This window comes from Thioclava sp. IC9 (genome assembly GCF_002213225.1).
GTDB lineage: Bacteria > Pseudomonadota > Alphaproteobacteria > Rhodobacterales > Rhodobacteraceae > Thioclava > Thioclava nitratireducens.
Window position 1 is genome coordinate 197,122 of sequence record NZ_NBNX01000002.1, and the last position, 25,789, is coordinate 222,910.

The 25,789-nt window shown below is 65.1% G+C and carries 26 protein-coding genes; 14 read left to right on the top strand and 12 right to left on the bottom strand.

Features of this window, described 5'->3' with window-relative positions:
- Positions 1-19: 19 nt before the first annotated feature.
- The gene (locus tag B6V76_RS06375) at positions 20-1,399 is read right to left on the bottom strand and encodes an L-serine ammonia-lyase (RefSeq protein WP_088719032.1); all 1,380 of its coding nucleotides are present in this window, start codon (positions 1,397-1,399) and stop codon (positions 20-22) included.
- Between the two features lie 330 nt (positions 1,400-1,729).
- Here B6V76_RS06375 and rpiA point away from each other — a divergent pair, with 330 nt between their 5' ends.
- From rpiA to B6V76_RS06405, 6 genes are all read left to right on the top strand, one after another.
- Entirely contained in the window at positions 1,730-2,515 is a 786-nt protein-coding gene (gene rpiA / locus B6V76_RS06380) for a ribose-5-phosphate isomerase RpiA (protein WP_075776105.1), read from the top strand.
- A gap of 139 nt (positions 2,516-2,654) precedes the next feature.
- The gene (gene gor, locus B6V76_RS06385) at positions 2,655-4,007 is read left to right on the top strand and encodes a glutathione-disulfide reductase (RefSeq protein ID WP_088719033.1); all 1,353 of its coding nucleotides are present in this window, start codon (positions 2,655-2,657) and stop codon (positions 4,005-4,007) included.
- A gap of 55 nt (positions 4,008-4,062) precedes the next feature.
- Positions 4,063-5,259: an FtsH protease activity modulator HflK gene (gene hflK / locus B6V76_RS06390; protein ID WP_075776107.1), complete on the top strand. Its 1,197-nt coding sequence runs from the start codon at positions 4,063-4,065 to the stop codon at positions 5,257-5,259.
- A complete protein-coding gene (locus B6V76_RS06395; RefSeq protein ID WP_166504572.1) occupies positions 5,256-6,191 on the top strand; it encodes a protease modulator HflC in 936 nt (311 codons plus the stop codon). The genes hflK and B6V76_RS06395 overlap by 4 nt, the downstream gene beginning before the upstream one ends.
- Complete coding sequence (locus B6V76_RS06400) at positions 6,191-6,382, top strand: DUF2065 family protein (RefSeq protein ID WP_075776108.1); 192 nt, start codon at positions 6,191-6,193, stop codon at positions 6,380-6,382. Before B6V76_RS06395 ends, B6V76_RS06400 begins: the two co-directional genes overlap by 1 nt.
- Before the next feature lie 175 nt (positions 6,383-6,557).
- Complete coding sequence (locus B6V76_RS06405) at positions 6,558-8,030, top strand: DegQ family serine endoprotease (RefSeq protein WP_088726988.1); 1,473 nt, start codon at positions 6,558-6,560, stop codon at positions 8,028-8,030.
- Positions 8,031-8,078: 48 nt separating this feature from the next.
- On the opposite strand, the gene B6V76_RS06410 is transcribed toward B6V76_RS06405, so the two are convergent.
- Entirely contained in the window at positions 8,079-9,314 is a 1,236-nt protein-coding gene (locus B6V76_RS06410; protein ID WP_088726989.1) for an MFS transporter, read from the bottom strand.
- Positions 9,315-9,423: 109 nt separating this feature from the next.
- Positions 9,424-9,987, bottom strand: a complete 564-nt coding sequence (locus B6V76_RS06415; RefSeq protein WP_077701156.1) for a peptidoglycan-binding domain-containing protein — start codon at positions 9,985-9,987, stop codon at positions 9,424-9,426.
- A gap of 166 nt (positions 9,988-10,153) precedes the next feature.
- On the opposite strand from B6V76_RS06415, the gene B6V76_RS06420 reads away from it, so the two are divergent.
- The 4 genes from B6V76_RS06420 (at position 10,154) to purU (ending at position 13,344) form a co-directional block, all read left to right on the top strand.
- A complete protein-coding gene (locus B6V76_RS06420; RefSeq protein ID WP_075776110.1) occupies positions 10,154-10,477 on the top strand; it encodes a 2Fe-2S iron-sulfur cluster-binding protein in 324 nt (107 codons plus the stop codon).
- Positions 10,477-11,238: a VCBS repeat-containing protein gene (locus B6V76_RS06425; protein WP_088726990.1), complete on the top strand. Its 762-nt coding sequence runs from the start codon at positions 10,477-10,479 to the stop codon at positions 11,236-11,238. Before B6V76_RS06420 ends, B6V76_RS06425 begins: the two co-directional genes overlap by 1 nt.
- A 114-nt stretch (positions 11,239-11,352) precedes the next feature.
- Positions 11,353-12,303, top strand: coding sequence for a cation diffusion facilitator family transporter (locus tag B6V76_RS06430; protein WP_088726991.1), 951 nt, complete (start codon positions 11,353-11,355; stop codon positions 12,301-12,303).
- 144 nt (positions 12,304-12,447) lie between these two features.
- The gene (purU, locus tag B6V76_RS06435) at positions 12,448-13,344 is read left to right on the top strand and encodes a formyltetrahydrofolate deformylase (protein ID WP_075776113.1); all 897 of its coding nucleotides are present in this window, start codon (positions 12,448-12,450) and stop codon (positions 13,342-13,344) included.
- Here the strand turns inward: purU and B6V76_RS06440 are convergent, their stop codons facing one another.
- Together B6V76_RS06440 and mgtE are read right to left on the bottom strand one after the other, a co-directional pair.
- Entirely contained in the window at positions 13,345-13,881 is a 537-nt protein-coding gene (locus B6V76_RS06440; RefSeq protein WP_088726992.1) for a 5-formyltetrahydrofolate cyclo-ligase, read from the bottom strand. It abuts the gene before it with no gap.
- Positions 13,878-15,263 (bottom strand): magnesium transporter, encoded by a 1,386-nt coding sequence (mgtE, locus tag B6V76_RS06445; protein WP_075776115.1) that lies wholly within the window; start codon positions 15,261-15,263, stop codon positions 13,878-13,880. Before mgtE ends, B6V76_RS06440 begins: the two co-directional genes overlap by 4 nt.
- Before the next feature lie 145 nt (positions 15,264-15,408).
- On the opposite strand from mgtE, the gene guaD reads away from it, so the two are divergent.
- Both guaD and B6V76_RS06455 read left to right on the top strand, forming a co-directional pair.
- Positions 15,409-16,692 (top strand): guanine deaminase, encoded by a 1,284-nt coding sequence (gene guaD / locus B6V76_RS06450; RefSeq protein WP_088726993.1) that lies wholly within the window; start codon positions 15,409-15,411, stop codon positions 16,690-16,692.
- A complete protein-coding gene (locus B6V76_RS06455; RefSeq protein WP_088726994.1) occupies positions 16,689-17,420 on the top strand; it encodes a hypothetical protein in 732 nt (243 codons plus the stop codon). Before guaD ends, B6V76_RS06455 begins: the two co-directional genes overlap by 4 nt.
- On the opposite strand, the gene B6V76_RS06460 is transcribed toward B6V76_RS06455, so the two are convergent.
- The 7 genes from B6V76_RS06460 to B6V76_RS06490 form a co-directional block, all read right to left on the bottom strand.
- The gene (locus B6V76_RS06460) at positions 17,410-18,747 is read right to left on the bottom strand and encodes an 8-oxoguanine deaminase (RefSeq protein ID WP_088726995.1); all 1,338 of its coding nucleotides are present in this window, start codon (positions 18,745-18,747) and stop codon (positions 17,410-17,412) included. The genes B6V76_RS06455 and B6V76_RS06460 overlap by 11 nt on opposite strands.
- 78 nt (positions 18,748-18,825) lie before the next feature.
- The gene (locus B6V76_RS06465) at positions 18,826-19,392 is read right to left on the bottom strand and encodes a peroxidase-related enzyme (protein ID WP_088726996.1); all 567 of its coding nucleotides are present in this window, start codon (positions 19,390-19,392) and stop codon (positions 18,826-18,828) included.
- 76 nt (positions 19,393-19,468) lie between these two features.
- Complete coding sequence (xth, locus tag B6V76_RS06470) at positions 19,469-20,278, bottom strand: exodeoxyribonuclease III (RefSeq protein WP_088726997.1); 810 nt, start codon at positions 20,276-20,278, stop codon at positions 19,469-19,471.
- Positions 20,279-20,344: 66 nt separating this feature from the next.
- A complete protein-coding gene (locus tag B6V76_RS06475; RefSeq protein ID WP_088726998.1) occupies positions 20,345-20,962 on the bottom strand; it encodes an inner membrane-spanning protein YciB in 618 nt (205 codons plus the stop codon).
- A 6-nt stretch (positions 20,963-20,968) separates the two neighbouring features.
- Complete coding sequence (locus tag B6V76_RS06480; protein WP_075776122.1) at positions 20,969-21,871, bottom strand: EamA family transporter; 903 nt, start codon at positions 21,869-21,871, stop codon at positions 20,969-20,971.
- A gap of 180 nt (positions 21,872-22,051) precedes the next feature.
- Entirely contained in the window at positions 22,052-23,314 is a 1,263-nt protein-coding gene (gene ftsY / locus B6V76_RS06485; protein WP_075776123.1) for a signal recognition particle-docking protein FtsY, read from the bottom strand.
- A 55-nt stretch (positions 23,315-23,369) separates the two neighbouring features.
- Positions 23,370-24,008 carry a lysoplasmalogenase family protein gene (locus B6V76_RS06490; RefSeq protein WP_088726999.1) on the bottom strand — a complete coding sequence of 213 codons (639 nt, stop codon included), beginning with the start codon at positions 24,006-24,008 and terminating at the stop codon, positions 23,370-23,372.
- Positions 24,009-24,103: 95 nt separating this feature from the next.
- Between B6V76_RS06490 and B6V76_RS06495 the strand changes: the two genes are divergently transcribed.
- Both B6V76_RS06495 and B6V76_RS06500 read left to right on the top strand, forming a co-directional pair.
- Positions 24,104-25,324 carry an alkane 1-monooxygenase gene (locus B6V76_RS06495; RefSeq protein WP_088727000.1) on the top strand — a complete coding sequence of 407 codons (1,221 nt, stop codon included), beginning with the start codon at positions 24,104-24,106 and terminating at the stop codon, positions 25,322-25,324.
- A gap of 56 nt (positions 25,325-25,380) precedes the next feature.
- Positions 25,381-25,788, top strand: coding sequence for a hypothetical protein (locus tag B6V76_RS06500; protein WP_240497812.1), 408 nt, complete (start codon positions 25,381-25,383; stop codon positions 25,786-25,788).
- Position 25,789: the final 1 nt, after the last annotated feature.

The following is a 25,789-nucleotide window of genomic DNA, read 5'->3' on the forward strand; positions in this document are numbered from 1 at the left end:
CAGCACGGATAATGCATCCTCAGCAGTTCGGCACGTTCACCGCTAGCCCACCCAGGCTCGTTTCCTTGTAATGCTCGTGCATGTCGCGGCCCGTCTGGCGCATCGTTTCGATCGCCGCGTCCAGCGGCACGAAATGCGTGCCGTCTCCGCGCAGCGCCAGCGAAGCCGCCGACACCGCTTTGATCGCGCCCAGACCGTTGCGCTCGATACAGGGCACCTGCACCAGCCCCTTTACCGGATCGCAGGTCATGCCGAGGTGGTGCTCCAGCGCGATTTCGGCCGCGTTCTCGATCTGCTCAGGCGTGCCTCCCAGCACGGCGGCCAGTCCCGCCGCCGCCATCGCCGCCGCCGATCCGACTTCAGCCTGACAGCCGCATTCGGCGCCCGAGATCGACGCGTTGGTCTTGATCAGCCCGCCGACCGCCGCCGCGGTCAGCAGGAAATCGGGGATTTTCGCGGAGGATGCGGAAGGCACATGATCGAGCCAGTAGCGGATCACCGAAGGCAGCACACCCGCCGCTCCGTTCGTAGGTGCAGTGACGACCTGCCCGCCGGCGGCATTTTCCTCGTTCACCGCCATCGCATAGGCCGAGATCCAGTCGTTGATCTGGTGCGGCGGTGCGAGGTTCTGGCCCCAATCCGCCTTCAGGCTCTCATGGATCGCCTTGGCACGGCGCTTGACCCGCAACCCGCCTGGCAATTCGCCCTCGCTCGTCAATCCGCGCTCCATGCAATCGCGCATCGTGACCCAGATTTTCGAGAGACCCTCGTCGATCTCCTTCGGACCACGGAAGCGCGCCTCGTTGCGCCGCTTCATCTGCGCGATGCTCAGCCCGGAGGCATGGGCCATCGCCAGCATTTCCTCGGCGGTCTTGAAGGGAAACGGCACCGGGCTCGGCGCGTCGCGGGCCGCATCGTCGACCGCGGCCAGTTCGGCTTCTGTGCGCACGAAGCCACCGCCGATCGAGTAATAGACCTCGTGCATCAACACGTCGCCCTGCGCGTCGCGCGCCTCGATCACCATGCCGTTGGCGTGGCCGGGCAGCGACGTGTCGTAGTCGAAGATCAGATCGGCCTCGGGGTCGAAGGCCAGCGGCGGCAATCCGTCAGGCTTCAACAGGTGATCGCGCGCATTCGCGGCCAGCAATTTCTCGGCCAGATCGTTATCGTAGCTCTCGGGCACCACGCCCGCGAGCCCGAGGATCGCCGCGCGGTCCGTCGCATGGCCCTTGCCGGTAAAGGCGAGCGAGCCGTGCAGCCGTACCCGCACCCCATGCGCGGTGAAGGGCGAGGCCCGGAGCGCGTCGAGAAACCGCGCGCCCGCCACCATCGGCCCCATCGTATGCGACGAGGACGGACCGACGCCGATCTTGAAGATGTCGAATACGCTCAGAAACATGCGACCTCCCTGCCCTGATTTGGGCCCAGACTGCCGGTTTCGCCCGCCGACCAACAGCCCCAAAACGACCCCGTCACGCGCAAAAGCAACATCGTTGACGCGACATGGAGGAGTTTCGCGCAACCTGACGGGCGAAAGGACGCTCGGCAATGACCACGCCTTCGCGGATCAGGCACGGCACCGACTCCCGATCCGATGCCGCGCGGCTAATGGCGGGCGGGATGCGACAATTCCTCCTGCGCTTAGCAAGGATCGACAAAGCGCTCGCCTGAACGCCCCGGATTGCCTATAAGCATCCGCAACTCAGACTGCCCATGAATGGAGTGCCAAATGGCTGCCGACCTCTCCCCGATCGACAAGGCGAAATTCGCCGCCGCCCGCCGTGCCGTTGACTTCGTCGAAGACGGGATGCGCGTGGGCCTCGGCACCGGCTCGACCGCCGCTTGGATGGTGCGCTGCCTTGGCGAGCGTATTCGCGATGAAGGCCTGCAACTGATCGGGGTTCCGACCTCGACCCGCACCGCCGATCTCGCGCGTCAGGTCGGCATCAAGGTCGTGGCCCTCGACGAGGCGAAATGGCTCGACATCACGATCGACGGGGCGGACGAATTCGACCCCGACCTGAACCTCGTGAAGGGCGGCGGCGGCGCGCTGCTGCAGGAAAAGATCGTGGCCACCGCGTCGGACCAGATGATCGTCATCACCGACGCCTCCAAGGAAGTGAACCATCTGGGCGCCTTCCCCCTGCCCGTCGAGGTCGTCCCCTTCGGCTGGCAGGTCACCCGCGCGCTGATCGAGGAACTGCTGGACTCGATGGATGTAATGGGCCGCCAGACTTCACTGCGCCTGAACGGTCAGCAGCCCTTCGTGACCGACGAGGGCAATTATATCGTCGATCTGCACCTCAACCGCATTGGCAACCCGCGTCAGCTGGCGTTGGTGCTGAACCAGATTCCCGGCGTCGTCGAGAACGGCCTCTTCATCGACATCTGCGACAAGGTCATCATCGGCGGCACCGACGGCAAGGTCGAGATCCGCGACATCAATGAGGGCACGGTCGCCAACGAGACCATCGAGTTCGCCGAGGACGAGAATATCTTCCGCGACATGGATTGATCCGCGCGGCGCGCGCCCGGGGATGCAAAGCTGCGCCGCATCCCCGTTCCGCGCGCCTCACCCTCCCTCCCCCGCCTTGCTCCTGAGCGCATGGACCGCTAAGCCAATGCGCAAGGACCACAAGGAAGGAAGGCCTCCCATGAGCTTCGACTATGATCTCTTCGTCATCGGCGGCGGCTCGGGCGGGGTGCGAGCGGCCCGGATTTCCGCCGGTCACGGTGCGCGCGTCGCGCTGGCCGAGGAATACCGGATGGGCGGCACCTGCGTCATTCGCGGCTGCGTCCCGAAGAAACTGATGGTCTTCGCCTCCACCGCGCCGGCGGCCATCGAGGAGGCGCGCGCCTATGGCTGGAGCGCCGATGCAGGTCAATTCGACTGGCCCGGGTTCCGCGGCAAGCTGGATGCGGAGCTCGACCGGCTCGAAGCGATCTACCGCCGGGGACAGGAAAACGCGGGCGTGAAGGTCTTTGACCAGCGCGCGACGGTTTCGGGCCCGCATGAGGTCACGCTGGCCGATGGCACGAAGATCACCACCAAGCACATCCTCGTCGCGGTCGGCGGACGGCCCTTCGTACCCGAGTTCCCGGGCTGCGACCTGGTGATGACTTCGAACGACATCTTCAAGCTCGACACCTTGCCTGAGCGCATCCTGATCGTCGGCGGCGGTTATATCGCCTGTGAATTCGCCTGCATCCTCAACGGATTGGGCGTGCAGGTCACGCAATACAACCGCTCGCCGCTGCTGCGCGGCTTCGACGGCGAGGCACGCGACCTGATCGTCGACCAGATGCAGGCGAGCGGCATCGAAATTCACACCCATGTCGTCATAACCGAGATCGAGAAGACCGAGAACTGCCTGAAAGTGACCTGCGGCGACGGGCGCGAGGACGAGTTCGACGCGGTGCTCTACGCGACGGGTCGCACGCCGAACACCGAGGGGCTCGGCCTCGAAGCAGCAGGCGTGGAACTGGGCGAGCGCGGCGAGGTCATGGTCGACCAATGGTCGCAGACCAACGTGCCCTCGATCTTCGCCGTGGGCGATGTGACCGACCGCATCAACCTGACCCCGGTCGCGATCCGCGAGGGCCACGCTTTCGCCGACACCGTCTTCGGCGCGAACGCCCGGCCCTCGGACCACGAACTGGTCGCCTCCGCCGTCTTCACCCAGCCCGAATTCGGCACCGTCGGCATCACCGAGGAAGAGGCCGAGGAGCGCGGCAATGCCGAGGTCTACGTCTCCAGCTTCCGGCCGATGCGCTCGAGCTTTGCGGGCTCCGACGCGCGTGTGTTGATGAAACTGATCGTGTGTCGCGAAACGCGCCGCGTGCTGGGTTGCCATATCGTCGCGCCCGAAGCGGGCGAATTGATCCAGATGGTCGGCATCGCCGTCAAGATGGGGGCGACCAAGGAACAGTTCGACGCGACCTGCGCGGTCCACCCGACGATGGGCGAAGAGCTCGTGACCATGCGGAACCCGGTAAGACATTATTGAAATCACGGAAAAGATACCCAACTGTCCGAGAAGATAACGGAAAGGTGAGGAGCATATGAGCAACGGAGGCCCCTGGGGCGGCGGAGGCGGTGGCGGCGACGACCGCGATGACGACCGCGAAGACAAACGCCCCGGTCAGCGACGTCCCGGTGAGGGCGGCCAGATCCCCGAAATCGAGGAATTCATGCGCAAGGGCTCCGAGCAGCTCCGCGTGCTGATGGGCGGCAAGGGCGGAGGCAATCGCCCCAACCGTCCCAATGGCGGCGGAGGCGGCAAGCCCCCCTTCCCGACCAAGATCGCCGTGATCATAGGCCTCGTGGCCGTGGTGGCGATCTGGCTCGGCTCCTCGCTCTACAAGGTAAACCCTGAAGAACGCTCGGTGGAGCTCATGTTCGGGCGCTACCACGCGACCAAGGGCCCCGGCCTGAATCTCGCGCCGTGGCCCTTCCTCACCTACACCAAGGTTCCGGTGACCCGCGAACAGACCGTTGATATCGGCTCCGGCCGTGCCGGCACGAACGATACCGGCCTCATGCTGACCGGCGACCAGAACATCGTCGATCTGGAGTTCCAGGTGGTCTGGAACATCAGCGATCCGGCGAAATACCTGTTCAACCTCGGCGATCCGCAGGACACGATCCGCGCGGTCTCCGAATCCGCGATGCGCGACATCATCGCGCGCTCGAACCTCGCGCCGATCCTGTCGACCGCGCGTGGCGAGATCGCGGCCGATCTGCGCACGGCGGTGCAAAAGACGCTCGACAGCTACGATGCGGGCATCAACATCGTCCGCGTGAACTTCAACCGCGCCGATCCGCCGCGCGAGGTGATTGACAGCTTCCGCGAAGTGCAGGCCGCGCAGCAGGAGCGGGACCGCCTCGAGAAAGAGGCCGACGCCTATGCCAACAAGGTGACGGCAGGTGCCCGTGGTGAGGCCGCTCAGGTCAAGGAAGAGGCCGAAGGCTACCGCGCGCAGATCGTGAACGCAGCCGAAGGTGACGCCGCGCGCTTCAACTCGATCCTGACGGAATACGAGAAAGCGCCCGAAGTGACCAAGCGCCGGATGTTCTACGAGACCATGGGCAAGCTGTTGCAAAATGTGGACAAGGTTGTCGTGGACACCAAGGACGGCGCCGGTGGGGTTGTGCCCTACCTGCCGCTCGACCAGTTGCGCAAGAACTCCAGCTCGACGTCGAACAGCTCGGCACCCAGCACCACCAAATCGACCGCCAACAATGGAGGAAGCAACTGATGCGCGGACCTATCGCAATTGCCGTTCTCGTTGTTCTGATCTTCCTCGGGCTGAACTCGGTCTTCGTGGTGGACGAGCGTGAAAAAGCCCTCGTGCTGCGCTTCGGTGAGGTGCAGCAGGTGAAGACGGAGCCGGGTCTCGGTTACAAGATCCCGATCGTGGATACGATCGTCAAATATGACGACCGCATCCTGAGCCTCACCACGCAACCGCTCGAAGTCACACCCGAGGACGACCGCCGTCTCGTGGTCGACGCCTTCGCGCGCTGGCGCATTGTCGATGCGGTAAAATTCCGCGAAGCCGTGGGCGGGGGCGGCGAGCAGATCGCCAAGAGCCGCATCGATGGCATCCTGAACAACGCGATCCGCGAAGTTCTGGGCTCGGTCCCCTCGACGGCGGTGCTGTCGGACGACCGGACGCCGCTGATGAACCGGATCCGCGATCTGGCACGGCGCGAGGCGCTCTCGCTGGGCGTCGACGTGATCGACGTGCGTCTGACCCGCACCGACCTGCCCGAGCAGAACCTGGCCTCCACCTATGGCCGGATGCGGGCAGAGCGTGAGCGCGAGGCCGCAGACGAGCGCGCCCGCGGCGCCGAGGCCGCACAGCGCATCCGCGCAACCGCCGACCGTACTGCGGTCGAGGTCACGTCCGAGGCCAAGAAGCAGGCCGAGATCGTGCGCGGCGAAGCCGATGCGCAGGCCAACAAGGTCTATGCGGATGCGTATGGCAAGGATCGCCAGTTCTTCGCATTCGTCCGCGCGCTGCAATTCTACGCGCAGTCGATGAAGACGCAGACTTCGTCGCTGGTGACGCAGCCCGACAGCCTCTACTTCGATTACGGGCGCTTCCTGCGCTCGATCGGGGAGAACCCGGGGCCCGAAACCGGTGCAAGCCGGGGCAACGAATCTGCGAGCCAGGTCGGCCAGTGATGGCGATGCTTTTGACCGGTCTAGGACTGGTCCTTGTGATCGAGGGGCTGGCGCTTGCGCTGGCCCCTTCACGTATCGAGCAGGCGCTGGACGCGCTGCGCGCCATGTCGGCGGGGCAGCGGCGCACGCTTGGCCTTGCGACTCTGGCAGCGGGCGTGGCGATCCTCTGGGCGCTGCGCGTCTTCGGATAACCGCTCAGTTCCCCGCATCTTAGGCGCAAGAGAGCGCCCGCTTCGCCCCCCTGCGACGCAATTTCCTGTCGTGAATTTTGGCGAATAACTTCCCTTCGTCCCTCGCTGCTCCTACATTTCAACTCAAAGAGAGCATCGCGCCGGCCTCCGGACCGGCGAAGCAAGGGAGAGCTACATGAATTTCCTCACCGGACCCGGATCGACTCTGCGCGCCGGATTCAGCGCCGCGACGCTTGCCGTCGCGCTCGCCTTCGCACCGCTGGCCGCGCCGGCCTATGCCCGCGCCGCCCCCGAAAGCTTTGCAGAACTTGTCGATCAGGTGTCCAATTCGGTGGTAAACATCACCACCTCGACCACGGTGGCCGCACCGACCGGCAACATGCCGAATTTTCCGCCCGGCTCGCCCTTCGAGGATCTGTTCCGCGATTTCGGCCTGCCGAACCCGAACGGGCCAAATGGCCCGAACGGGCGGGGCGCACCGCGCCGCTCGAACGCGCTCGGCTCGGGCTTCGTGATCTCGGAAGACGGCTACATCGTCACCAACAACCACGTCATCGAAGATGCAGACGAGATCGAGATCGAGTTTTTTTCGGGCAAGCGGCTCGATGCGAAACTCGTAGGCACCGACCCGAAAACCGACATCGCTCTGCTGAAGGTCGAGAGCGACTCCCCCCTGCCCTTCGTGGCCTTCGGCGACAGCGACGCCGTGCGGGTGGGCGACTGGGTGATGGCGATGGGCAACCCGCTGGGCCAGGGCTTCTCCGCTTCGGCCGGGATCATCTCCGCGCGCAACCGCGAGCTCTCGGGCAGCTATGACGACTACCTGCAGACCGATGCGGCGATCAACCGCGGCAACTCCGGCGGCCCGCTCTTCGACATGCAAGGTGAGGTCGTCGGCGTGAACACCGCGATCCTGTCGCCCAATGGCGGCTCGATCGGGATCGGCTTTTCGATGGCATCGAACGTGGTCCAGAAGGTTGTCGAACAGCTCAAGGAATACGGCGAGACGCGGCGCGGCTGGCTAGGCGTGAAGATCCAGGACGTCACCGCCGACATGGCCGAGGCGATGGGCCTGCCCAAGCCGGAAGGCGCGATGGTCTCGGAAGTGCCGGACGGCCCCGCCAAGGAAGCCGGTATCCAGTCGGGCGACGTGATCACCTCGTTTGATGGCGGCGAGGTCAAGAACACCCGCGATCTGGTGCGCCGCGTGGCCGATGCTCCGGTGGGCGAGAAAGTCCGCGTGACCGTGCTTCGCGATGGAGAGACCAAGACGCTTCTGGTGACGCTGGGCCGCCGTGAGGCCGCCGAGGGCGAGCAGCCCCCGAAAGCCGTTCAGGCCCCGCAGGAGGTCGAGAAGGACATGCTCGGCCTGACCGTGACGCCGCTCACCGATGACCTGCGCACCGAGATGGGCCTGACCAAAGAAGCGAACGGCCTCGTCATCAAGCAGATCGACGAGACTTCCTCGGCCTTCGAGAAGGGCCTGCGTGTCGGTGACCTGATCACCGAGGTCGGACAGAAACCTGTCTCCGCGGTCGGCGATTTCGAAGAGCGCGTGCAGGCGGCGAAAGAGGCCGGGCGCAAGTCGATCCTGCTCTTGATCCGCCGCGCCGGCGAGCCGCGTTTCGTGGCACTCCCCGTGGAGTGATCCGCACCGTTCAAGACGAATGAGAAGGCGCCCCGCAGGGCGCCTTTTTCATTGCGCTTCGCGCGCCTGCACCCGACGGGCGGCAATGGTCAGGCTTCCGGCGGCGATCACGCACCACAGCGCCATGCCCAGCATCTGGGTCGGAAGCTCCACCCCCATATCGATCAGCACGCCGGTGATCCCGGGCCCCACTGCGGTCGAGAGCACCATCGAGGCCACTATGATCGCGCGGATGCCGCCCAGGTTTTTCACGCCGTAAACCTCGGGCCAGAGCGCGCCCATCAGCGTCCCTGTGAACCCGTTCGACATGCCCAGAAGGCCCATGAAGACATAGACGCCCCAGACCGGCGTCACGAGCGCGACCGTCAGCGAGGCCAGCGTCAGCGGCGCCAGTACAAATGGAAGCAGGCGCAGCGCGCCGAACCGGTCAATCAGCCCGCCGCAGACAAAGCCGAAGCCCACAGTGGCCGCCGACATCACCGGAAAGGCCGCGGCGAAGGCGAGCGGGGAGTAGCCGCGCAACTCCGTCAGGTAGCCCTGATGGAAGAAAATCACCGTACCGATGAAGGGCGGTGCGAGCAGCCCTGCCAGCAGCATGTAGAAGACCGGATCGCGGATCACCTCCGCGCGGGTCCAGTCGCGCGCTGTGCCCGATGCGCTCGATTGCACCTCGGTGGCGTTGGGCACCCGCTCGACCTGCATCAGGTGCATCAGGAGCGGCCATGCGATCACCACCAGCAACGCCGCCGAGAGCCACCATGCGAGGTGCCAGTTGCCGCTCGCCTGCGCGACCAACACCACGAGAATCGGCAACACCGCGGAGCCGAAGGGTTGGCCCGGAACGACCAGCGACATCGCCTTGCCGCGGCTCGCGACGAACCAGCGACCGATCTCGGTGAAAGCGATCTCGGTCATCATGCCCTGCCCGAAGAGCCGCAGCATGTAGATCGCGAGAGTCAGGAAGATCAGGTTCGGCGCGAGCGTGATCCCGACACAGGCCAGCGCCAGCAGCGGGATGGTGAAGCGCACCACCTTCCAGCCGGGCATCAGATCGAGCGTGCGCCCGAGGAAGGGCAACGTCGAGGCCGAGGCCAGCGTCGCCACCATGTAGAGCGCGCCGAAGGTGCCGCCCGACAGGCCGAATGTCGCCCGGATATCATTGCCCGACAGGCCGATGAAGAAAGTCTGCCCGAAAGACGAGAACAGCGTCAGCAGGAAACCCGCGCCGAGCCAGCGGGCGTTGTCGCGCATGAAGCGCAGGTTACTGCCGAATAACTTTCGCATGGTGCCCCCTGATCCCTTGATCCCCGGTTAGAGACGGTTCCGCCGACCGGCACAAGCCCGCCGCCTGCGCAGAGGGCTGTGCGGCGCCGCGATGGCGGCGTGAGAGGGCTCAGTCCGACCAGATATAGAGGCCGAGTTCCTGTGCTGCGCGCACCGAGAGCGTCGGGCTGTCGAGGCCGCGCGGCGCCTGATAGGCCGCGATCGCGCGGCCCGTCGCCGGGTCCAGCTTGCCGTCGGCGGGGCCGGAATAGAGCCCGCGCAGCGCCAGCGCACGCTGCGTCATCGCAACGAAAGCGGGCGTCAGATCCTCCGAGCAAACGGATTCGAAATAGCGCGGCTTGCCGCTATCGACGAGCTTCTGGCCGCTCAATTCGCGGTAGATCGCGGGCTGCGTGACCTTGCCGGTCTTCGGATCGCGCTGTTCGGGGATCACCTCTACCTGTCCAGTCACCGTCTCGACCTTGGCAGGGCCTTTGAGTTCGGTGAAGCAGCCCCGCGCATCATCAGCGGACGGACGGCTTTGCAGCACATGGGCGAGCGTCTTGGCGGGCGGGTCCTTCGGAGTAGCGTACGCCCCCTGCGTGCCGGGCTGACAGCCCGCCAGCCCCATCGCAACACCCAGCGCGACCAGCATCGCACGCGCCGTGCCGAAGTTTTCAGCGATCTGCCGCATTCTCGTCTCCGCCTGCCTCGGCGCGCAGAGTAGCCAATATCCACGCCGCGGCAATCCCTTGCCCGTGACCGCCCACCTCTGGCCAAATCGCCGAAAGCAGCTTAGATCACTTGCGACCGGCCCCGCCGGCATTCGCGTTTTGATCACGAACAAGAGGCCCCGAGCTATGGCGAAAATCACCTATGTCGAATTCAACGGCACCCGTCACGAGATCGACGTGAAGCCCGGCATGACCGTGATGGAAGGCGCGCGCGACAATGGCGTGCCCGGCATCGACGCCGATTGCGGTGGCGCCTGCGCCTGTTCCACCTGCCACGTCTATGTCGACAAGGACTGGATCGAGAAACTGCCTCCGCGCGATCCGATGGAAGAAGACATGCTTGATTTCGCGTACGAACCCGATCCCGTCACCTCGCGCCTGACCTGCCAGATCAAGGTCACAGACGAACTCGACGGCTTGATCGTCAACCTTCCCGAAAAGCAGATCTGATGCGCCGCGCGGTGACCCTCGCCTTTGCGCTGGTCACCGCTGCCGCCCTGCCCGCGCGGGCCGAAATGTCGGTCGCCGCGCGGTTCACCGAGCCCACGGATCGCTACGGTCACCACGCACTCGGCCCCGAGCATGAATTCACGAATCTCCAGATCGACGTGACCCGCAAGGCAGGCGACGCCAAGGGGCTGTTCTCAGGCCACAGCACGCTGACCTACGACCTGCGCCTCGATCCCGATCTCGTCTATGAGGACACGGCACCACGCCTGAGCGATCTCGACGGCGACGGGATCGACGAGGTGATCGTGGTGCAATCGCATCTCCGGCTGGGTTCGCGGCTCCTCGTGCTCACGGTAAAATCCGGCAAACCGAAGTTCCTCGCCGCGACCGATTTCGTGGGAGAGCCGAACCATTGGCTCGCGCCCATCGGCGTCGCGGATTTCGATGGCAACGGACATCTCGACATCGCGCTGATCGACGCGCCGCATCGGCTGGGCGTCTTGCGGATTTTCGAATATCGCAACGGCGCGCTGCACCCGAGCTTCGCGGGCGGGAGATTCACCAATCACCACTTCGGCTCGGACACGATCATGGGCGGCCTGCGCGATTGCGGCGCCGGGCCGGAGATGATCGTCGCCAGTTTCGACTGGTCGGGTCTGCTGTCTCTCTCGGTCACGCCCAAGCAAACCGTGGCATGGAGACGCATCGCTGACGACACCTCGCCCGCGCGTTTCGCGAAGGCGATCGGCTGCGGCATCTGACCTCGCACGCGGGCGGTTCGGGAACCGGCCTGCCCGCACCGTGTTGATCCAGCACGACGACACCGGCGCGAGGTCGTTCCTCCCCGTCTCGCGCCCCGATCCAGGATTCCGTTCATGGCCGAAGCCCAAGCCTCCGAAGAAAAGCCGATTGCCGTCTATGGCGCGCTCGCAGCGAACCTTCTGATCGCCATCGCGAAATTCGTGGCCGCGGCGTTCACGGGCAGTTCGTCGATGCTGGCGGAGGCGTTCCACTCGGTGGTCGATACCGGCAATGAGGGGTTGCTGCTTCTGGGCCACAAGCGCAGCCGCAAGGAGCCGGACGAGAAACATCCGTTCGGCTATGGCAAAGAGTTGTATTTCTGGTCGCTCGTTGTCGCGATGCTGCTCTTCGCGATCGGCGGCGGGCTGTCTGTCTACGAGGGCATGGTCCATATCCAGCATCCAGAGCCGATCGAGAAGCCCATCTGGAACTACGGCGTCCTGCTCGTGGCGTTCTTTGCCGAGGGCACCTCTTGGGTGATCGCGATCCGCCAGCTCCTGAAGCAACGCAAACCGGGGGAAGGTTATTTCAAGGCGTTCCGCCGCTCCAAGGATCCGTCGATCTTCGTCGTCGTCGCCGAAGACAGTGCGGCGCTTCTGGGTATCCTCGCTGCAGCGCTTGGCGTCTATCTCTCGGAGACCTTCGAGAACCCGTTCTTCGACGGCGCAGCCTCGATCGTGATCGGGCTCATCCTGATCGTGGTCGCCATCATTCTGGTTTACGAGACTCGCGCGCTGATCATGGGCGAAGCCGCCGACCGCGACGTGCGCAAATCGATCCGGGAGATCGCGACCGGTTTCGACGAAGTCGCGGAGGTCAAACGGCTTCTGACAATGCATTTCGCCCCCGAGCAGGTGTTGGTGAATATCGAACTGAAAATGCAAAAAGGCCTGTCGCCCGAGGCGATCTTCCACGCGGTCGAGGAGGTTCAGAAGAAAATCCACGAGGCCCATCCCGAGGTCTCCAGCGTTTTCCTTGAGATCGAATCCCTGCGCGGCACACAGCGCGAAAACGCTGCAGCCTGACTCCGCGCGCCTCGCCCCCGACGCGATGCCGCTTTTCACCGCAACGCCGTCGCTTTCTCCCGCGCTCCTCCCCGGACACGGGGTGATTGTGTCCCCACCCCCGGCGCGCTAGGAAACCGGGCGAAAGATCAAAAGGGATGCGACATGACCCAGACTGCCGACGCCTACGTTCTCACCGTTGCCTGCCCCTCCACGCGGGGGATCGTCGCGGGGATCGCGAATGTGTTGGCCGATCAGGGCTGCAACATCACCGACTCGCATCAATATGACGACCAGAAGACCGGTCAGTTCTTCATGCGCGTGAGCTTCGTCTCGGAGCAAGGCAAGGATGCGGACGCGATCCGCGCTGCATTCGAGCCGGTCGCCAAGGAGTTCGAGATGGACTGGGCCGTGCGCGACTCGCGCGAGAAGATGAAGGTTCTGGTGATGGTGTCGAATTTCGGCCATTGCCTGAACGATCTTCTCTATCGCTGGCGCATCGGCGCGCTGCCGATCGAGATCGTGGGCGTGGTGTCCAACCACATGACCTATCAGAAGGTCGTCGTGAACCATGACCTGCCTTTCCACCACATCAAGGTGACGAAGGAGAACAAGCCCGAGGCAGAGAAGCGCCTGCTCGACGTGGTCGATGAGTCGGGTGCGGAACTTATCGTTCTGGCGCGCTACATGCAGATTCTGTCGGATGCGCTGTGCCAGAAAATGTCCGGCCGGATCATCAACATCCACCACTCCTTCCTGCCGAGCTTCAAGGGCGCGAACCCCTACAAGCAGGCCTATGAGCGTGGCGTGAAGCTGATCGGTGCGACGTCGCATTACGTGACCGCCGATCTCGACGAAGGCCCGATCATCGAGCAGGACACCGTGCGCATCACCCATGCGCAGAGCCCGTCGGATTACGTCTCGCTGGGCCGCGACGTCGAGGCGCAGGTGCTGTCGCGCGCGATCCATGCCCATGTCCAGCACCGGGTGTTCCTGAACGACAACAAGACGGTCGTCTTCCCCGCCTCGCCCGGCGCCTACGCCTCCGAGCGGATGGGCTAATCAGAAATGTAGGATGCCCACCTCGGTCACGATCATGTCGAGCGGCTGATCCGTCGGCTCGGTGGGCACCTGCGGAACTTCCTGAGCGGCAAAGGCGAAACCGATCGCAGTGACGGGGCCGCGGGCGCGCAGCCCCTCCAGCGTGCGGTCGTAAAAACCGCCGCCATAGCCCAGCCGAAAGCCCTGCGCGTCGAAAGCCAGCAGCGGGACGATCAGCACCTCGGGCGTGATCTCCTCGCCTTCCGCCGGAACATGCGCCCCGAAAGCGCCCGCGATCATCTCGGTCTCGGGTGTCCAGCGGTGAAAGACCAGGGGCTGCGCCTGCTCCACCACAACCGGCAGACAGAGCGGCCCGCCATGGTCGATCATCGCAGGGCGCGGATCGGGCTCGGTCCGGATCGGCCAATAGCCCGCCAGCACCTTGCCCGCGAAGGGCTCCAGCGCCGCCGTCAGCGCTCGCGTCGCAGCTCCATCATCGGCCGCATGGGCGGCTTTGCGCGCCGCGAAAGCGTCCTTGCGCGCGAGATCCTTGCTCATAGCAACACGACGGAGGCGAGGCCGAGGAAGGCGAAGAAGCCCACCACATCGGTCATTGTCGTGACGAACGTGCCCGAGGCCAGCGCCGGGTCCGCGCCGAGCTTCTCCAGCGCCAGCGGGATCAGGATGCCCGACAGCGCGGCGACAACGAGATTGATGACCATCGCCAAGCCGATCACAATGCCAAGCTGCGCGCCCGAGAACCAGAAGGCGGCAACTGCTCCCATCACCACCGCGAAGGCGAGACCGTTCAGCAGCCCCACGATGGTTTCGCGTCGCACGACGCGCCAGACGTTGCTGTCGGTCAGGTCGCGGGTCGCCAGCGCGCGCACCGCGACCGTCAGGGTCTGCGTGCCCGCATTGCCACCCATCGAAGCCACGATCGGCATCAAGACGGCCAGCGCCACAAGTTGCTGGATCGTGCCCTCGAAGATCGAGATCACCGCCGAGGCGAGGATCGCCGTCAGCAGGTTCACGAAAAGCCACGGCAGGCGCTGACGTACGGTTTCCAGAACGGTATCCGAGATCGCGGATTCGTCGCCCACACCGGCGAGGCGGAGGATGTCTTCCTCGTGTTCCTCGTCGAGAACGGACATCGCGTCGTCGATGGTAATCACGCCGACCAGCCTGTCATCCTCGTCCACGACCGGGGCCGAGATCAGGTGATACTGGTTGAACGCATAGGCCACGTCGCCCTCGTCCTGATAGGCCGAGATCTTGCGGAATTCCTCCTCGCAGATATCGGTCAGCTTCGAGGCACGCGGGGCCGACAGGATTCGTCCCAAGGTAACATTTCCGATCGGGTGGTGCCCCGGATCGACAAGGGTCACGTGATAGAACTGGTCGGGCAGCCATTTCGCTTTCCGCAGGAAGTCGATCGTCTCGCCCACTGTCCAATGCTCGGGCGCGGTCACGACCTCGCGCTGCATCAAACGACCGGCGGAATATTCGGGATAGCCCAGCGATTTCTCGACCGCGGCCCGGTCGGTCTCGTCGAGAGCGCCGAGGATCGCTTCCTGCTGCGGCTCTTCAAGGTCCTCGATCAGGTCGACGACGTCATCGGAGTCGAGCTCGCGCACCGCGTCGGCCAGGACTTCCGGCGGCAGGCTTGCGAGAACCTCCTCGCGAATGCCTTCGTCGATCTCCGTCAGGATCTCGCCGTCGATCTGGCGGCCCCAGAGCCGCAGAATTTCGCGCCGCTCGTGGCCGGAGACCTGTTCGATAAGGTCGGCGATGTCGGCGGCGTGCAGCGGCTCGAGCAGCTCGCTCAACCGCTCCGCATCTTCCTGCTCGACGGCATCGAGAATTTCCTCGACCAGCTCCCCGCTCAGCCGATAATCCTCTTCCTCGCGCTCTGTCTCTTCGGCAAGTGCTTCGGCCATATCGCCCCCGTTCGGATCGCGCGTGAAACATAGCTGTTTTCTCGCAGATGGACAGGGGGCGGAGCCGAAAAATAAGCGCCGCCACGGCAGAGATTTACCTTCGCCCCGCCCCGCCCTAGCATGACGCGTCGGACAGGAGAGAATGATGGCTGAACTGCATCTTGGGCAGGTTCTGGAATATCGCGGCGACGCGCTCGTCGAAGGGCCTGAAGTGGTTGCACATCGCCGGCGCGGTGGCGTGCTGGTCGAGGGCGGCCTTATCGCCGCCGTAGGCGAGGCCGACGACCTGCGCGAGGATCATCCGCAGGCCGAGATCACCGACCACGGCGATCATCTGCTGTCGCCCGGCTTCGTCGACGCTCATGTGCATTATCCGCAGACTGCGATCGTCGCGAGCTGGGGCAAGCGCCTGATCGACTGGCTCAACACCTACACCTTCCCCGAGGAGATTTCCTTCGCCGATCCCGCCCATGCCGAAGAGATCGCGACACGCTATCTCGATCTGGCGCTGATGAACGGCACCACCTCGATGTGCAGCTATTGCACGATCCATCCCGCCAGCGTCGAAGCCTTCTTCGCAGCCGCGAAGGCGCGCGGGATGCGGGCGGCGGCGGGCAAGACCTGCATGGACCGCAACGCGCCGGAGGCTTTGCGCGACACGCCGCAATCGGCCTATGACGACAGCCGAGTCCTCTTGCAGAAATGGCATGGCGTGGACCGGCTGAGCTATGTCATCACGCCGCGCTTCTCGCCCACCTCGTCGGCCGATCAGCTGGCCGCGCTGGGGGCGCTCTGGGCGGAACATCCCGATTGCCTGATGCAAACCCATCTGAGCGAGCAGGTGGACGAGATCGCATGGGTCCGCGAGCTATATCCCACCGCGCGCGATTACCTCGACACCTACGAGACCTATGATCTACTGGGCGAGAACGCGCTTTATGGCCACGCGATCCATCTGGAGCCGCGCGAAGCCGACCGGATCAAGGAGGTCGGCGCGGCGCTGATCCATTGCCCGACCTCTAACACCTTCATCGGCTCGGGGCTGTTCGACTGGCCGACACGTCTTGCCGAGAGGCAGCGGATCGGGCTGGCCACCGATACCGGCGGCGGGTCGAGCTTCTCGATGCTGCGCACCATGGCCGCAGCTTACGAGATCGGCCAGCTGACGCATCAGCCGCTGCATCCCGCGCAGCTTTGGTGGCTGGCGACGCAAGGCTCCGCCAAGTCGATGCGGATGAGCGACAAGATCGGCGCGCTGGCGCCGGGAATGGAGGCGGATTTCATCGCGGTCGACCTCGCCTCGACGCCTGCCATCTCGCAGCGTGCCGACCGTGCGAATGACATCTGGGAGGCGATCTTCCCGACGATCATGATGGGCGACGACCGCGCCATCGCGGGAACTTGGGTCGCAGGCAAGCGGCTGCATTGACCGATCCTGCCTTCGAGAGGATCTACGCCCGCGCGCCTTTCACGGTCGATTTTCTTGACGGTGGCGGCGACGATCTGGTCATCTCCTTCGCCTCGATCGGACACGACCCCAGCCGCCCGCCCGCACCGGAATTCGTCGCCACCGCCACGGGGCGCGGCACGCTGGGCTTCCCACGCCGGGCGCTGTTCATCAGCGACGACAGCCGAAGCTGGACGAACGATCCTGGCTTCGCCCCAGCCCTGCGTGCAGCCTTGGCAGAGGTGCGGCGCCGCCGCCCCGTGACCCGGATCGCTGCCATTGGGCTGTCGATGGGCGCGGTCTCGGCGCTGGTCGCAGCGGAGGTGCTCCCGGTTGACGTGGTGCTGGCCTTGTCTCCGCAATTCTCGGTAAAACCGGGCGTCGTGCCGGGGGAGGCTCGATGGAGCGAGTGGACGAGACAGATCGCGACCTTCGCGCGCGAGACGACTCCGCTTCCGCCCGCGACCTGCTGGGCGATCCTGTGTCACGGCGCGCAGGACGATCTGGCGCAGGCGATGCCCTTCCCGCACCCATCAAATGTCGATCACCTGATCTTCCCCGATCTCGGCCATTCCGACCTCGCACCGCATCTGAAGGCGCGCGGAGGCCTCTCGGGGTTGATGGAGTCTGCCCTTGCAGGCGACCGTCGCCGCCTGCTGCGGATCGCCAGCGCCGCCGGGGCCGTGCGGCGCGAGAAATTCAGCCCATAAGCGCTGATGCGAGGCGGTTCTGCGTCTCGATCACGCGCGGCAGGTCGATCGTCACAACCTGCCCGTCGCGCACCACCTGACGGCCCTCGACGAAGAGGTGTTTCACCTTGGGCGGCCCGCAGAGTACCAGTGCCGCGACCGGATCCCACGCGCCTGCCGCCTCCAGCCCCGAGACATCCCAGATTGCCACATCTGCCCGCTTGCCCGGCGCGAGTACCCCGCAATCGGGACGGCCCAGAACCTGCGCGCCACCTAGCGTCGCGATCTCCAGCGCCTCGCGCGCGGCCATCGCGTCGGCGCCGTTTTGCACCCGCTGCAGCAGCATCGCCATGCGCGCCTCGCCGATGAGGGAGCCAGCGTCGTTCGAGGCCGAGCCATCGACGCCAAGCGCCACCTTAACCCCCGCATCGCGCATCTGGCGCACCGGCGCGATGCCCGAGCCCAGACGGCAATTCGAGCACGGACAATGCGCAACCCCGGTCTGCGTGCGCGCGAACAGGTCGATCTCGCCCGCATCCAGCTTCACGCAATGCGCGTGCCAGACATCCTCGCCGGTCCAACCGAGATCTTCGGCATATTGCCCCGGCCGGCAGCCAAACTGCTCCAAGCTGTAGGAAATATCCTCATCATTCTCGGCAAGATGGGTGTGCAGCATAACGCCCTTGTCGCGCGCGAGCAGCGCCGCGTCGCGCATCAGCTCGCGCGAGACCGAAAACGGCGAACAGGGCGCGATCCCCACCCGGCACATCGAACCTTCGTTGGGATCATGGAACGCGTCGACGATCCGGATGCAGTCGTTCAGGATCGCTTCTTCGCGCTCGACCAGGCTATCGGGTGGCAGGCCGCCATCGCTCTCGCCGATGCTCATCGCGCCGCGCGTGGGATGGAAGCGCAGGCCCAGTTCGGCGGCGGCGTGGATCGTATCCTCCAGCCGCGCGCCATTCGGATACATGTAGAGGTGATCGGAACTGGTGGTGCAGCCGGTCAGCGCCAGTTCCGCCAGTCCGACCTGCGCCGAGACGCGGATCTCCTCGGGACCCATCTTCGCCCAGATCGGGTAGAGCGTCTGCAGCCAGCCAAAGAGCAGCGCATCCTGCCCGCCCGGCACCGCACGGGTCAGCGTCTGATAGAGGTGATGATGGGTGTTCACGAGCCCCGGCGTGACGACGCAGCCCTTGGCCTCGACCACCTCGCCCATGCTTTCCAGCCCCGGCCCGACAGCTGCAATCTGGCCGTCGCGCAGCAGCAGATCCGAGCCCTTCAACTCGCGCCGGGCGCCGTCCATCGTGACGACCACCTCGGCGCTCCGGATCAAGATCTCGCCCATCGCGCGTTCCTCCTAGCTGGCCCTCTGTCTGATCTTGCCAGACCCTAGACCGCGCGGATGGGCGAAGACCAGAGGCGCTCAGCGCCCCATCGCATAGAACTCGGGGTTCGGCGGGATCGAAGCCATGTTCACCAGCCGGTTCGACAGGCCGAAGAACGCCGTTATCCCGCCGATATCCCAGATATCGTCATCGGTGAAACCATGGGAGCGCAGCGCTTCGTAGTCAGCCTCCTCGACCTCCTGCGCCCGCAGGCTAACCTTCATCGCGAAGTCGAGCATCGCCCGCTGGCGCGGCGTGATGTCGGACTTGCGGTAATTCACCGCGACCTGATCGGCGATCAGCGGGTTCTTGGCACGGATGCGCAGGATCGCCCCATGTGCAATCACGCAATACTGGCACTCGTTTGCCGCCGAAGTCGCCACGACGATCATCTCGCGCTCGGCGATCGTCAGGTTGCCAGGCCGCTCCATCAGCGCGTCGTGATAGGCGAAGAAGGCGCGGAACTCGTCGGGGCGATGCGCCAGGGCGAGGAAGATGTTCGGGATGAACCCGGCCTTCTCGTGAACCGCCTCGATCCGCGTGCGGATATCCTCTGGCATGTCGGCGAGTTGCGGCACCGGGTGCCGGCTGATCTGGTCTTGCATCTGGGGTCTCCTCTCTTTCGCCGCCACTATGCACAGTCGCGGCGAGGCCGAGGAAATGACGTTGCGGCAATCGCGATCAGACGTCGAGCGTGATCCAGACCGGAACGTGATCAGAGGGCTTGTCGCGGCCGCGGATTTCCTTGTCGATGCCGACATCGCGCAACAGGTCCGCCGCCTGCGGGGACAGCAGCAGATGGTCGATCCGGATGCCATTGTTCCTCTGCCAGGCGCCCGCCTGATAGTCCCAGAACGAGTAGTGCCCCGGCCCCTGCACCCGGGCACGGAAGGCCTCGGTGAAGCCAAGATTGAGGATACGGCGGAACGCCTCGCGGCTTTGCGGAAGCGCCAGCGCATCGCCGCGCCACGCTTCGGGCTTCGCGGCATCCTCGTCCTGCGGGATGATGTTGTAATCGCCCGCCATCACGAAGGGTTCTTCCAGCGCCAGCAGCGCCTCGGCCTGCGCCTGCATCCGCTCCATCCACGCGAGCTTGTAGGCGTATTTGCCGCCCGCGACAGGTCGCCCCGCATCGTCGAGTTCCACCGGGTTGCCGTTGGGCAGATAGAGGCCACAGAGCCGCACCGCGCCCTTCTCGCCGACGACGGTCGCCTCGATCCAGCGCGCCTGCTCATCACCCTCATCGCCGGGCAGCCCCCGCGTCACATCCTCCAGCGGCAGTTTCGACAGGATCGCAACGCCGTTGAAACCTTTCTGCCCATGTGTCTCGACCGCGTAGCCGAGGTCCTCGAACAGCTCGCAGGGGAAGCCCTCGTCGACCGACTTGATCTCCTGCAGCAGGACCACGTCCGGCTCGGCCTCCTTCAGCCAATCGACCAGCGCCTGATGGCGCGCCTTGATGCCGTTGATGTTGAAGGTGGCGATTTTCATGAGAGGCTCCGGCTTTGGCAGTCGCGACAGGTGTAACGGATCGCGGCGGGCGCGGACAGGTCGGAGTTACTTCTCCGCCTCGTCCTCCTCTTCCTTTTCGATGCCGTGGCGCTCGAAAAGCTTGGTCTGCGACATGATGAAGACGATCAGGATGATCGGCAGGCCGAAAGTCTTGAAATCGACCCAGATCTCGTCCGACATCGTGCGCCAGACGATCTCGTTGGCCACCGCGAGCGCGAGGAACAGCCCCACGAAGCGCTTGGTCAGGATCATCCAGCCCTCATGCGCCATCGGGATCGCCTCGTTCATCACCAGCTGCAACCACGCCTTGCCGCGGATCAGCCCCGCCCCGAGAATACCCGCGAAGAGCAGGTAGATGATGGTCGGCTTCATCTTGAAGAAGGTCGGATCGTTCAGCCAGACCGATAGCCCGCCGAAAATCAGCACCAGAACCAGCGTAGCGATCTGCATCGCCGAGATCTTGCGCGTCAAGGCCCACAGGATCAGCGTCGAGGCGGCGATCAGCGGGATGAACAGCGCGGTGGCCACGACGAAGCCCGAATAGTCGGTGCCGAGGATCGTGTAGGTGCCGTCCTTGAGCCGGTTGAAGGCGACGAAGAAGACGATGAGCGGCCCCCAGTCGAGCGCCGCTTTCACCCACGGGGAAATCTTTTTCTCTGCCATCTGCCTTTACCTGCCTGCTATCTCAACGATCACGGCCCCCGCCGCGATCAGCGCCATCAGGGCCGTACGCCGCGGCCCAACTTTCTCGCCCAGCACGAGCCAGCCGATGAGGGCTGCGAAGACCGTCGAGGTCTCGCGCAGCACCGCCGCCTCGCCCACCTTGTCGAGCCGTGTCGCCAACATGATCGAGCCAAAGGAGAAATAAGCAACAATCGCGCCGATAACACCCCTCTTGATGAGCGGCACCATTTCCGAACTCGGCAGCTTCGTCCAGCGCCGCGCGGTGAAGATCGGCATGAACCAGCCATCGATGAAGAAGAACCACGCCAGGAAGGTGAAGGGATCGGCGGTCGCGCGGATGCCATAGGCGTCATAGGTGGTGTAGAGCGCGACGAAGGCACCGGTCGCCACGGCGAGCATCAGCGCCGGCACCATCGTCTCTCGATCGACCGTCACATTGCGCAGGTTGTAGATCGCAAGACCGTAGATCCCGGCAAGAAGCGTGGCCACCCCGGCCCATTGGCCGATCGTGAAATGCTCTCCGAAGATAATCCCCGCCCCGATCACCGCGAAAAGCGGCCCGGTACCACGCACGACCGGGTAGACCACCGTATAGGCCCCACGCTGGTAGCAGGCCGCCTGCAGCAGCTTGTAGCCGACATGGATGAAGAAAACGCCCACGAAGATCGGCCACATGTAGGGCTCGGGCCACGGCACCACGAAGAGCGCGAAAGGGGCCGCGATGATCCCGTAGCTCGCATCGATCGCGGCGCGGCTGAGCCACGGGTCGTGCCGCCCCTTCTGCAACGCCCCGAACAGCGCGTGCAGAAAGGCCGCGAGCAGCGCGAGGCCCAGCGCGAGGTGCTTGCCGGTCTCGGTGCCCGAGACAGAGATGATCCAGTCGCTCAAGAGGAAGTCCTTCGTGATCTCGGGCGCTAGGGGGCGCTGCCCCCTCTGGCCTCAGGGCCATTCACCCCCGGGATATTTCGACCAAGGGGAAGAGGAAAGGCGCAGGGCTCTCTTCGGGCTTGCACAAATATCCCGGGGGGCGCGCGCAAGCGCGGGGGGGCGGCGCCCCCAATCGCGGGTTCAGTCTTCGAGGCCCACGAGGGCCTGCGCGAACTCTTCCGGATCGAAGGGCGCCAGATCGTCGAGCTGCTCTCCCACCCCGATCGCGTGGATCGGCAGGCCGAACTTGTCGGCCAGCGCGACCAGCACGCCGCCTTTCGCAGTGCCGTCGAGCTTGGTCATCACCAGCCCCGACACGTTCGAGATCTTGCGGAAGACATCGACCTGCTGCAGCGCGTTCTGCCCCGTCGTCGCATCGAGCACGAGAAGCGTGTTATGCGGCGCGGTTTCGTCGACCTTGCGGATCACGCGGACGATCTTTGCGAGTTCTTCCATCAGGTCGGCGCGGTTCTGCAACCGGCCAGCCGTGTCGATCATCAGAAGGTCCGCCCCCTCGGCCTCGGCCTTCTTCATCGCGTCATAGGCAAGCGAAGCCGGGTCGGAACCTTCGGGCGCGGTCAGGACCGGCACGCCGGCGCGATCGCCCCAGACCTGCAGCTGTTCGACGGCGGCTGCGCGGAACGTGTCGCCCGCCGCGATCACGACCTGCTTGCCGGCTGCGCGGAATTGTGAGGCGAGCTTGCCGATCGTCGTGGTCTTGCCCGACCCGTTGACGCCCACCACCAGCACGACCTGCGGCTTCTTGGGGTAAAGCGGCAGAGGTTTCGCGACCGGCTCCATGATCCGGGCGACCTCTTGGGCCAGAAGCCCCTTGATCTCGGAAACCGAGAGCTTGCGACCCATCCGCCCCTCGGCAAGGTTTGCCGAGACGCGCAGCGCGGTGTCGACGCCCATGTCTGAGGCGATGAGCAGCTCTTCGAGGCTTTCCAGCATCTCGTCATCGAGGACACGGCGCGGCTCGGCGGGTTTCGCCTCTCCGCCGCCGAAGATGCGGCCCAGAAGGCTCGGCTTCTTCGGCTCGGGGTTTGGACGCTCGGGCGCGGGCTCGACGTCGAGCGGGGCCTTTGCGATCTGCGCGTGTTCCTCTTCGACCGGTTCGGTCACCGGCGCGGGCACGTAGCCGGGTGCGGGCGGCGTGGGATCGGGGAGGTTGATCGTCTCATCATGCCGGGGTTCGGGTTCGGGCTCCGGCCCCGGTTCGGCACGGCTCCGCGGCGCGGCCTCGGGGGAGGTCTCTGCGGGCGTCGCGGGCGCCGAAGGTTCCGGCGTCTCGGCGACCTCGTCTTCACTGGAGGCATTCTCGGCGACGATATCCTCGAGCCCCTGCTCGAGCTTTGAGGAAGAACGCGTCAGACGCGATTTGAGCTTTTTGAAAAACGACATGGATCAGGCCTTTCCTTACGCTCCACCTAGTTCATCGCAGTCCCGGATGGAAGGCTTATCCCCCGGCAAAACCCGATCCCGCGCCCCAGCCGATCAGCGCCTGACCGCCCCAGTAGAACACCCAGAGCGCGCGCGCCGCGATCCGCTTACGTTCGGCGTCGTGCAGCACGAACATCTCCAGCGCGAGGATCAGGTCGGAAAGCACGAAGGCGAGGCTACCCAGGATCACCAGCAGATAGCCCGCGGGCAGGCCCATCGCCACCGCCGCCATCGCGACGATGATCCAGATGTAGGCCCGCACCGGCCAGCACAGCCCGCCCGTCCGCGGCAGCAGCCAGAACTCCGCCGAGAGCCCCAGGGCGATGAGAGGGATGGTCCATGCCGAGGGCTGCGCGCCCATCTCGAGAAAGCCGATCAGATAGGCCAGATGCCCCGCCGCAAAGGCTGCCATGCCGATCAGGAAGGCGCGCTGGCCAGAGCGCGACAGGGCGAAGTCGCCCGCTGCACCAAGGGCGAGCCCCGCGAGGATCGCAAGCGGCGCGCCCAGGGCGGCCGCCATCGGGATCAGCGCTACGACGGAGGCGGTCTTCACGAGGGTTTTCGCGCTGCTTTCCCCCGCCCCCGCATGGCGTACGAGGTAGATTGCCGCGAAGACGGCGGCGATAACGAGGCTGATCGGAGCTGCGGACATCATCGCCACATCTGGCGCAGAAAAGCCCCGCCCCCGCAAGCTGAGTCACAAAATGGTCGAAATCGCCGAAAGAATGGCGCAAAACGATGGAACTTTCCATGTCGAGCGAACCGGACCCGCAGCACGTGACCCAAGGCAATTACCCGACGCGCAAGCGCCGCCTTCGCGGTGCGTTTGCAAATCTGCTGCGGCTCTCGCGCGAGATCCCGGGCGTCGACAGCTTCGCGGTCGTGACGCTTCTGCCGGTGCCGCTTTTGCTGGTGGCGGGCGTCTTCGGCGGGCTCGCGGCCTGGGCGGCGCTGATCTGGATCGCGCTGTGCATGTTCCTCCTCGACGAGGCACTGAAGCATCCCTCTCCAGATGCGCCGGAGGGCTCGGAATTCCCGGCGGCCGATGCGCTGTCGACGACGCTGGCGGTGGTGCATTTCGTGCTGCTCGTGCTCGGCGTGGCGGCGATGTCAGGGCATACGATGCTGGAGGGCCCGAGCTGGATCGCGGTCTGGCTGGCCTTCGGGCTGTTCTTCGGACAGGTGTCGAATTCCAACGCGCACGAGCTGATCCACCGGCCGGACAAACGGCTGTTTCTGCTGGGCAAATGGGTCTATATCTCGTTGCTATTCGGCCATCACACTTCGGCGCATCGGCTGGTCCATCACCGTTTCGTCGCGACGCCGGACGATCCGAACTCGGCACAGCTTGGCGAGGGCTTCTGGTCCTTTGCGCCCCGGGCCTGGATCGGCAGCTTCGTCGGCGGCTACGAGATGGAGCGCAACCGCTTCGCCCGCCTGCCCGCGATTGATCCGAAAGCACCGCTGAGCGCGCAGATCAAGGCGAGGATAGCGCGGCTCGGCCCCTACCCGTCCTATCTGCTGGGCGGGCTGTGGTTCGCGGTGCTGTTCGGGATGCTCTTCGGGGCCGAGGGCGTGGTGGCCTATATCCTGCTCTGCGCCTATGCGCAGCTGCAGATCCTGCTCGCCGATTACGTCCAGCATTACGGGTTGTCGCGGCGGCGGCGGGGCGATGGCAGCTTCGATCCGGTCGATGCGCATCACAGCTGGGACGCGCCCGCGCCGATCACCTCGCTGTGGATGCTCAACGCGCCGCGCCACTCGGATCACCATGCGCATCCGGCGCGGGAATATCCCGCCCTTCGGCTTGGCGATCTGACCGAGCCGCAACGGCCCGTCCTGCCGCGCAGCCTACCCGCGATGGCGGCGCTGGCGCTGTTCCCGCCGCTCTGGCGCCGCGTCATGGACAAGCGCGTGAAGGCGCTGCAGCAGAACAAGCCACGCGGCGCCGAAGGGGCGAGCGCGCGCTAGGCAAGCGGGCTGCGATCTGGCAGGTTGGGTCAATGAAACAGCCGGAGCCTCCCTCGATGCGGCCGATACTGATCCTGATGCTGGCCTTCGCGCCGAACCTGTCAGCTGCGGCCGACCCGCTCGGTCCGCCTCTCAATGCAGAGCAGTTCGATCAGCGCACCGTCGGGCGCACCATCACCTATTCGGTCTTCGGCCAGCCCTACGGGTCCGAGCAATACAAGCCCGGCCACAAGGTGATCTGGGCCTTCACCGAAAGCGAATGCAAGGAAGGTGACTGGTATCAGGACGGGCAGTATATCTGCTTCGATTACGGCGAATACGCGCCGCTGCAATGCTGGACATTCTATGACACGGCGAAGGGGCTGGTCGCGCAGTTCAAGGGAGATCCCTCGCAGGAACCACTGGTGAGCCTGTCGGAAAGCCACGACCCGCTGATCTGTCAGGGGCCGGACGTCGGCGTATAGG

Excerpts from the sequence above, each read along its gene's own strand:
- B6V76_RS06440 (WP_088726992.1), bottom strand. The coding sequence starts at position 13,881 with ATGAGCAAGGATCTCGCGCGCAAGGACGCTTTCGCGGCGCGCAAAGCC.
- B6V76_RS06420 (WP_075776110.1), top strand. The coding sequence starts at position 10,154 with ATGGCGAAAATCACCTATGTCGAATTCAACGGCACCCGTCACGAGATC.
- xth (WP_088726997.1), bottom strand. The coding sequence starts at position 20,278 with ATGAAAATCGCCACCTTCAACATCAACGGCATCAAGGCGCGCCATCAG.
- B6V76_RS06495 (WP_088727000.1), top strand. The coding sequence starts at position 24,104 with ATGTCGAGCGAACCGGACCCGCAGCACGTGACCCAAGGCAATTACCCG.
- B6V76_RS06425 (WP_088726990.1), top strand. The coding sequence starts at position 10,477 with ATGCGCCGCGCGGTGACCCTCGCCTTTGCGCTGGTCACCGCTGCCGCC.
- B6V76_RS06405 (WP_088726988.1), top strand. The coding sequence starts at position 6,558 with ATGAATTTCCTCACCGGACCCGGATCGACTCTGCGCGCCGGATTCAGC.
- B6V76_RS06400 (WP_075776108.1), top strand. The coding sequence starts at position 6,191 with ATGGCGATGCTTTTGACCGGTCTAGGACTGGTCCTTGTGATCGAGGGG.
- B6V76_RS06430 (WP_088726991.1), top strand. The coding sequence starts at position 11,353 with ATGGCCGAAGCCCAAGCCTCCGAAGAAAAGCCGATTGCCGTCTATGGC.
- B6V76_RS06490 (WP_088726999.1), bottom strand. The coding sequence starts at position 24,008 with ATGATGTCCGCAGCTCCGATCAGCCTCGTTATCGCCGCCGTCTTCGCG.
- hflK (WP_075776107.1), top strand. The coding sequence starts at position 4,063 with ATGAGCAACGGAGGCCCCTGGGGCGGCGGAGGCGGTGGCGGCGACGAC.
- B6V76_RS06410 (WP_088726989.1), bottom strand. The coding sequence starts at position 9,314 with ATGCGAAAGTTATTCGGCAGTAACCTGCGCTTCATGCGCGACAACGCC.
- gor (WP_088719033.1), top strand. The coding sequence starts at position 2,655 with ATGAGCTTCGACTATGATCTCTTCGTCATCGGCGGCGGCTCGGGCGGG.
- B6V76_RS06475 (WP_088726998.1), bottom strand. The coding sequence starts at position 20,962 with ATGGCAGAGAAAAAGATTTCCCCGTGGGTGAAAGCGGCGCTCGACTGG.
- purU (WP_075776113.1), top strand. The coding sequence starts at position 12,448 with ATGACCCAGACTGCCGACGCCTACGTTCTCACCGTTGCCTGCCCCTCC.
- B6V76_RS06465 (WP_088726996.1), bottom strand. The coding sequence starts at position 19,392 with ATGCAAGACCAGATCAGCCGGCACCCGGTGCCGCAACTCGCCGACATG.
- ftsY (WP_075776123.1), bottom strand. The coding sequence starts at position 23,314 with ATGTCGTTTTTCAAAAAGCTCAAATCGCGTCTGACGCGTTCTTCCTCA.
- B6V76_RS06500 (WP_240497812.1), top strand. The coding sequence starts at position 25,381 with ATGCGGCCGATACTGATCCTGATGCTGGCCTTCGCGCCGAACCTGTCA.
- guaD (WP_088726993.1), top strand. The coding sequence starts at position 15,409 with ATGGCTGAACTGCATCTTGGGCAGGTTCTGGAATATCGCGGCGACGCG.
- B6V76_RS06415 (WP_077701156.1), bottom strand. The coding sequence starts at position 9,987 with ATGCGGCAGATCGCTGAAAACTTCGGCACGGCGCGTGCGATGCTGGTC.
- B6V76_RS06375 (WP_088719032.1), bottom strand. The coding sequence starts at position 1,399 with ATGTTTCTGAGCGTATTCGACATCTTCAAGATCGGCGTCGGTCCGTCC.
- mgtE (WP_075776115.1), bottom strand. The coding sequence starts at position 15,263 with ATGGCCGAAGCACTTGCCGAAGAGACAGAGCGCGAGGAAGAGGATTAT.
- rpiA (WP_075776105.1), top strand. The coding sequence starts at position 1,730 with ATGGCTGCCGACCTCTCCCCGATCGACAAGGCGAAATTCGCCGCCGCC.
- B6V76_RS06460 (WP_088726995.1), bottom strand. The coding sequence starts at position 18,747 with ATGGGCGAGATCTTGATCCGGAGCGCCGAGGTGGTCGTCACGATGGAC.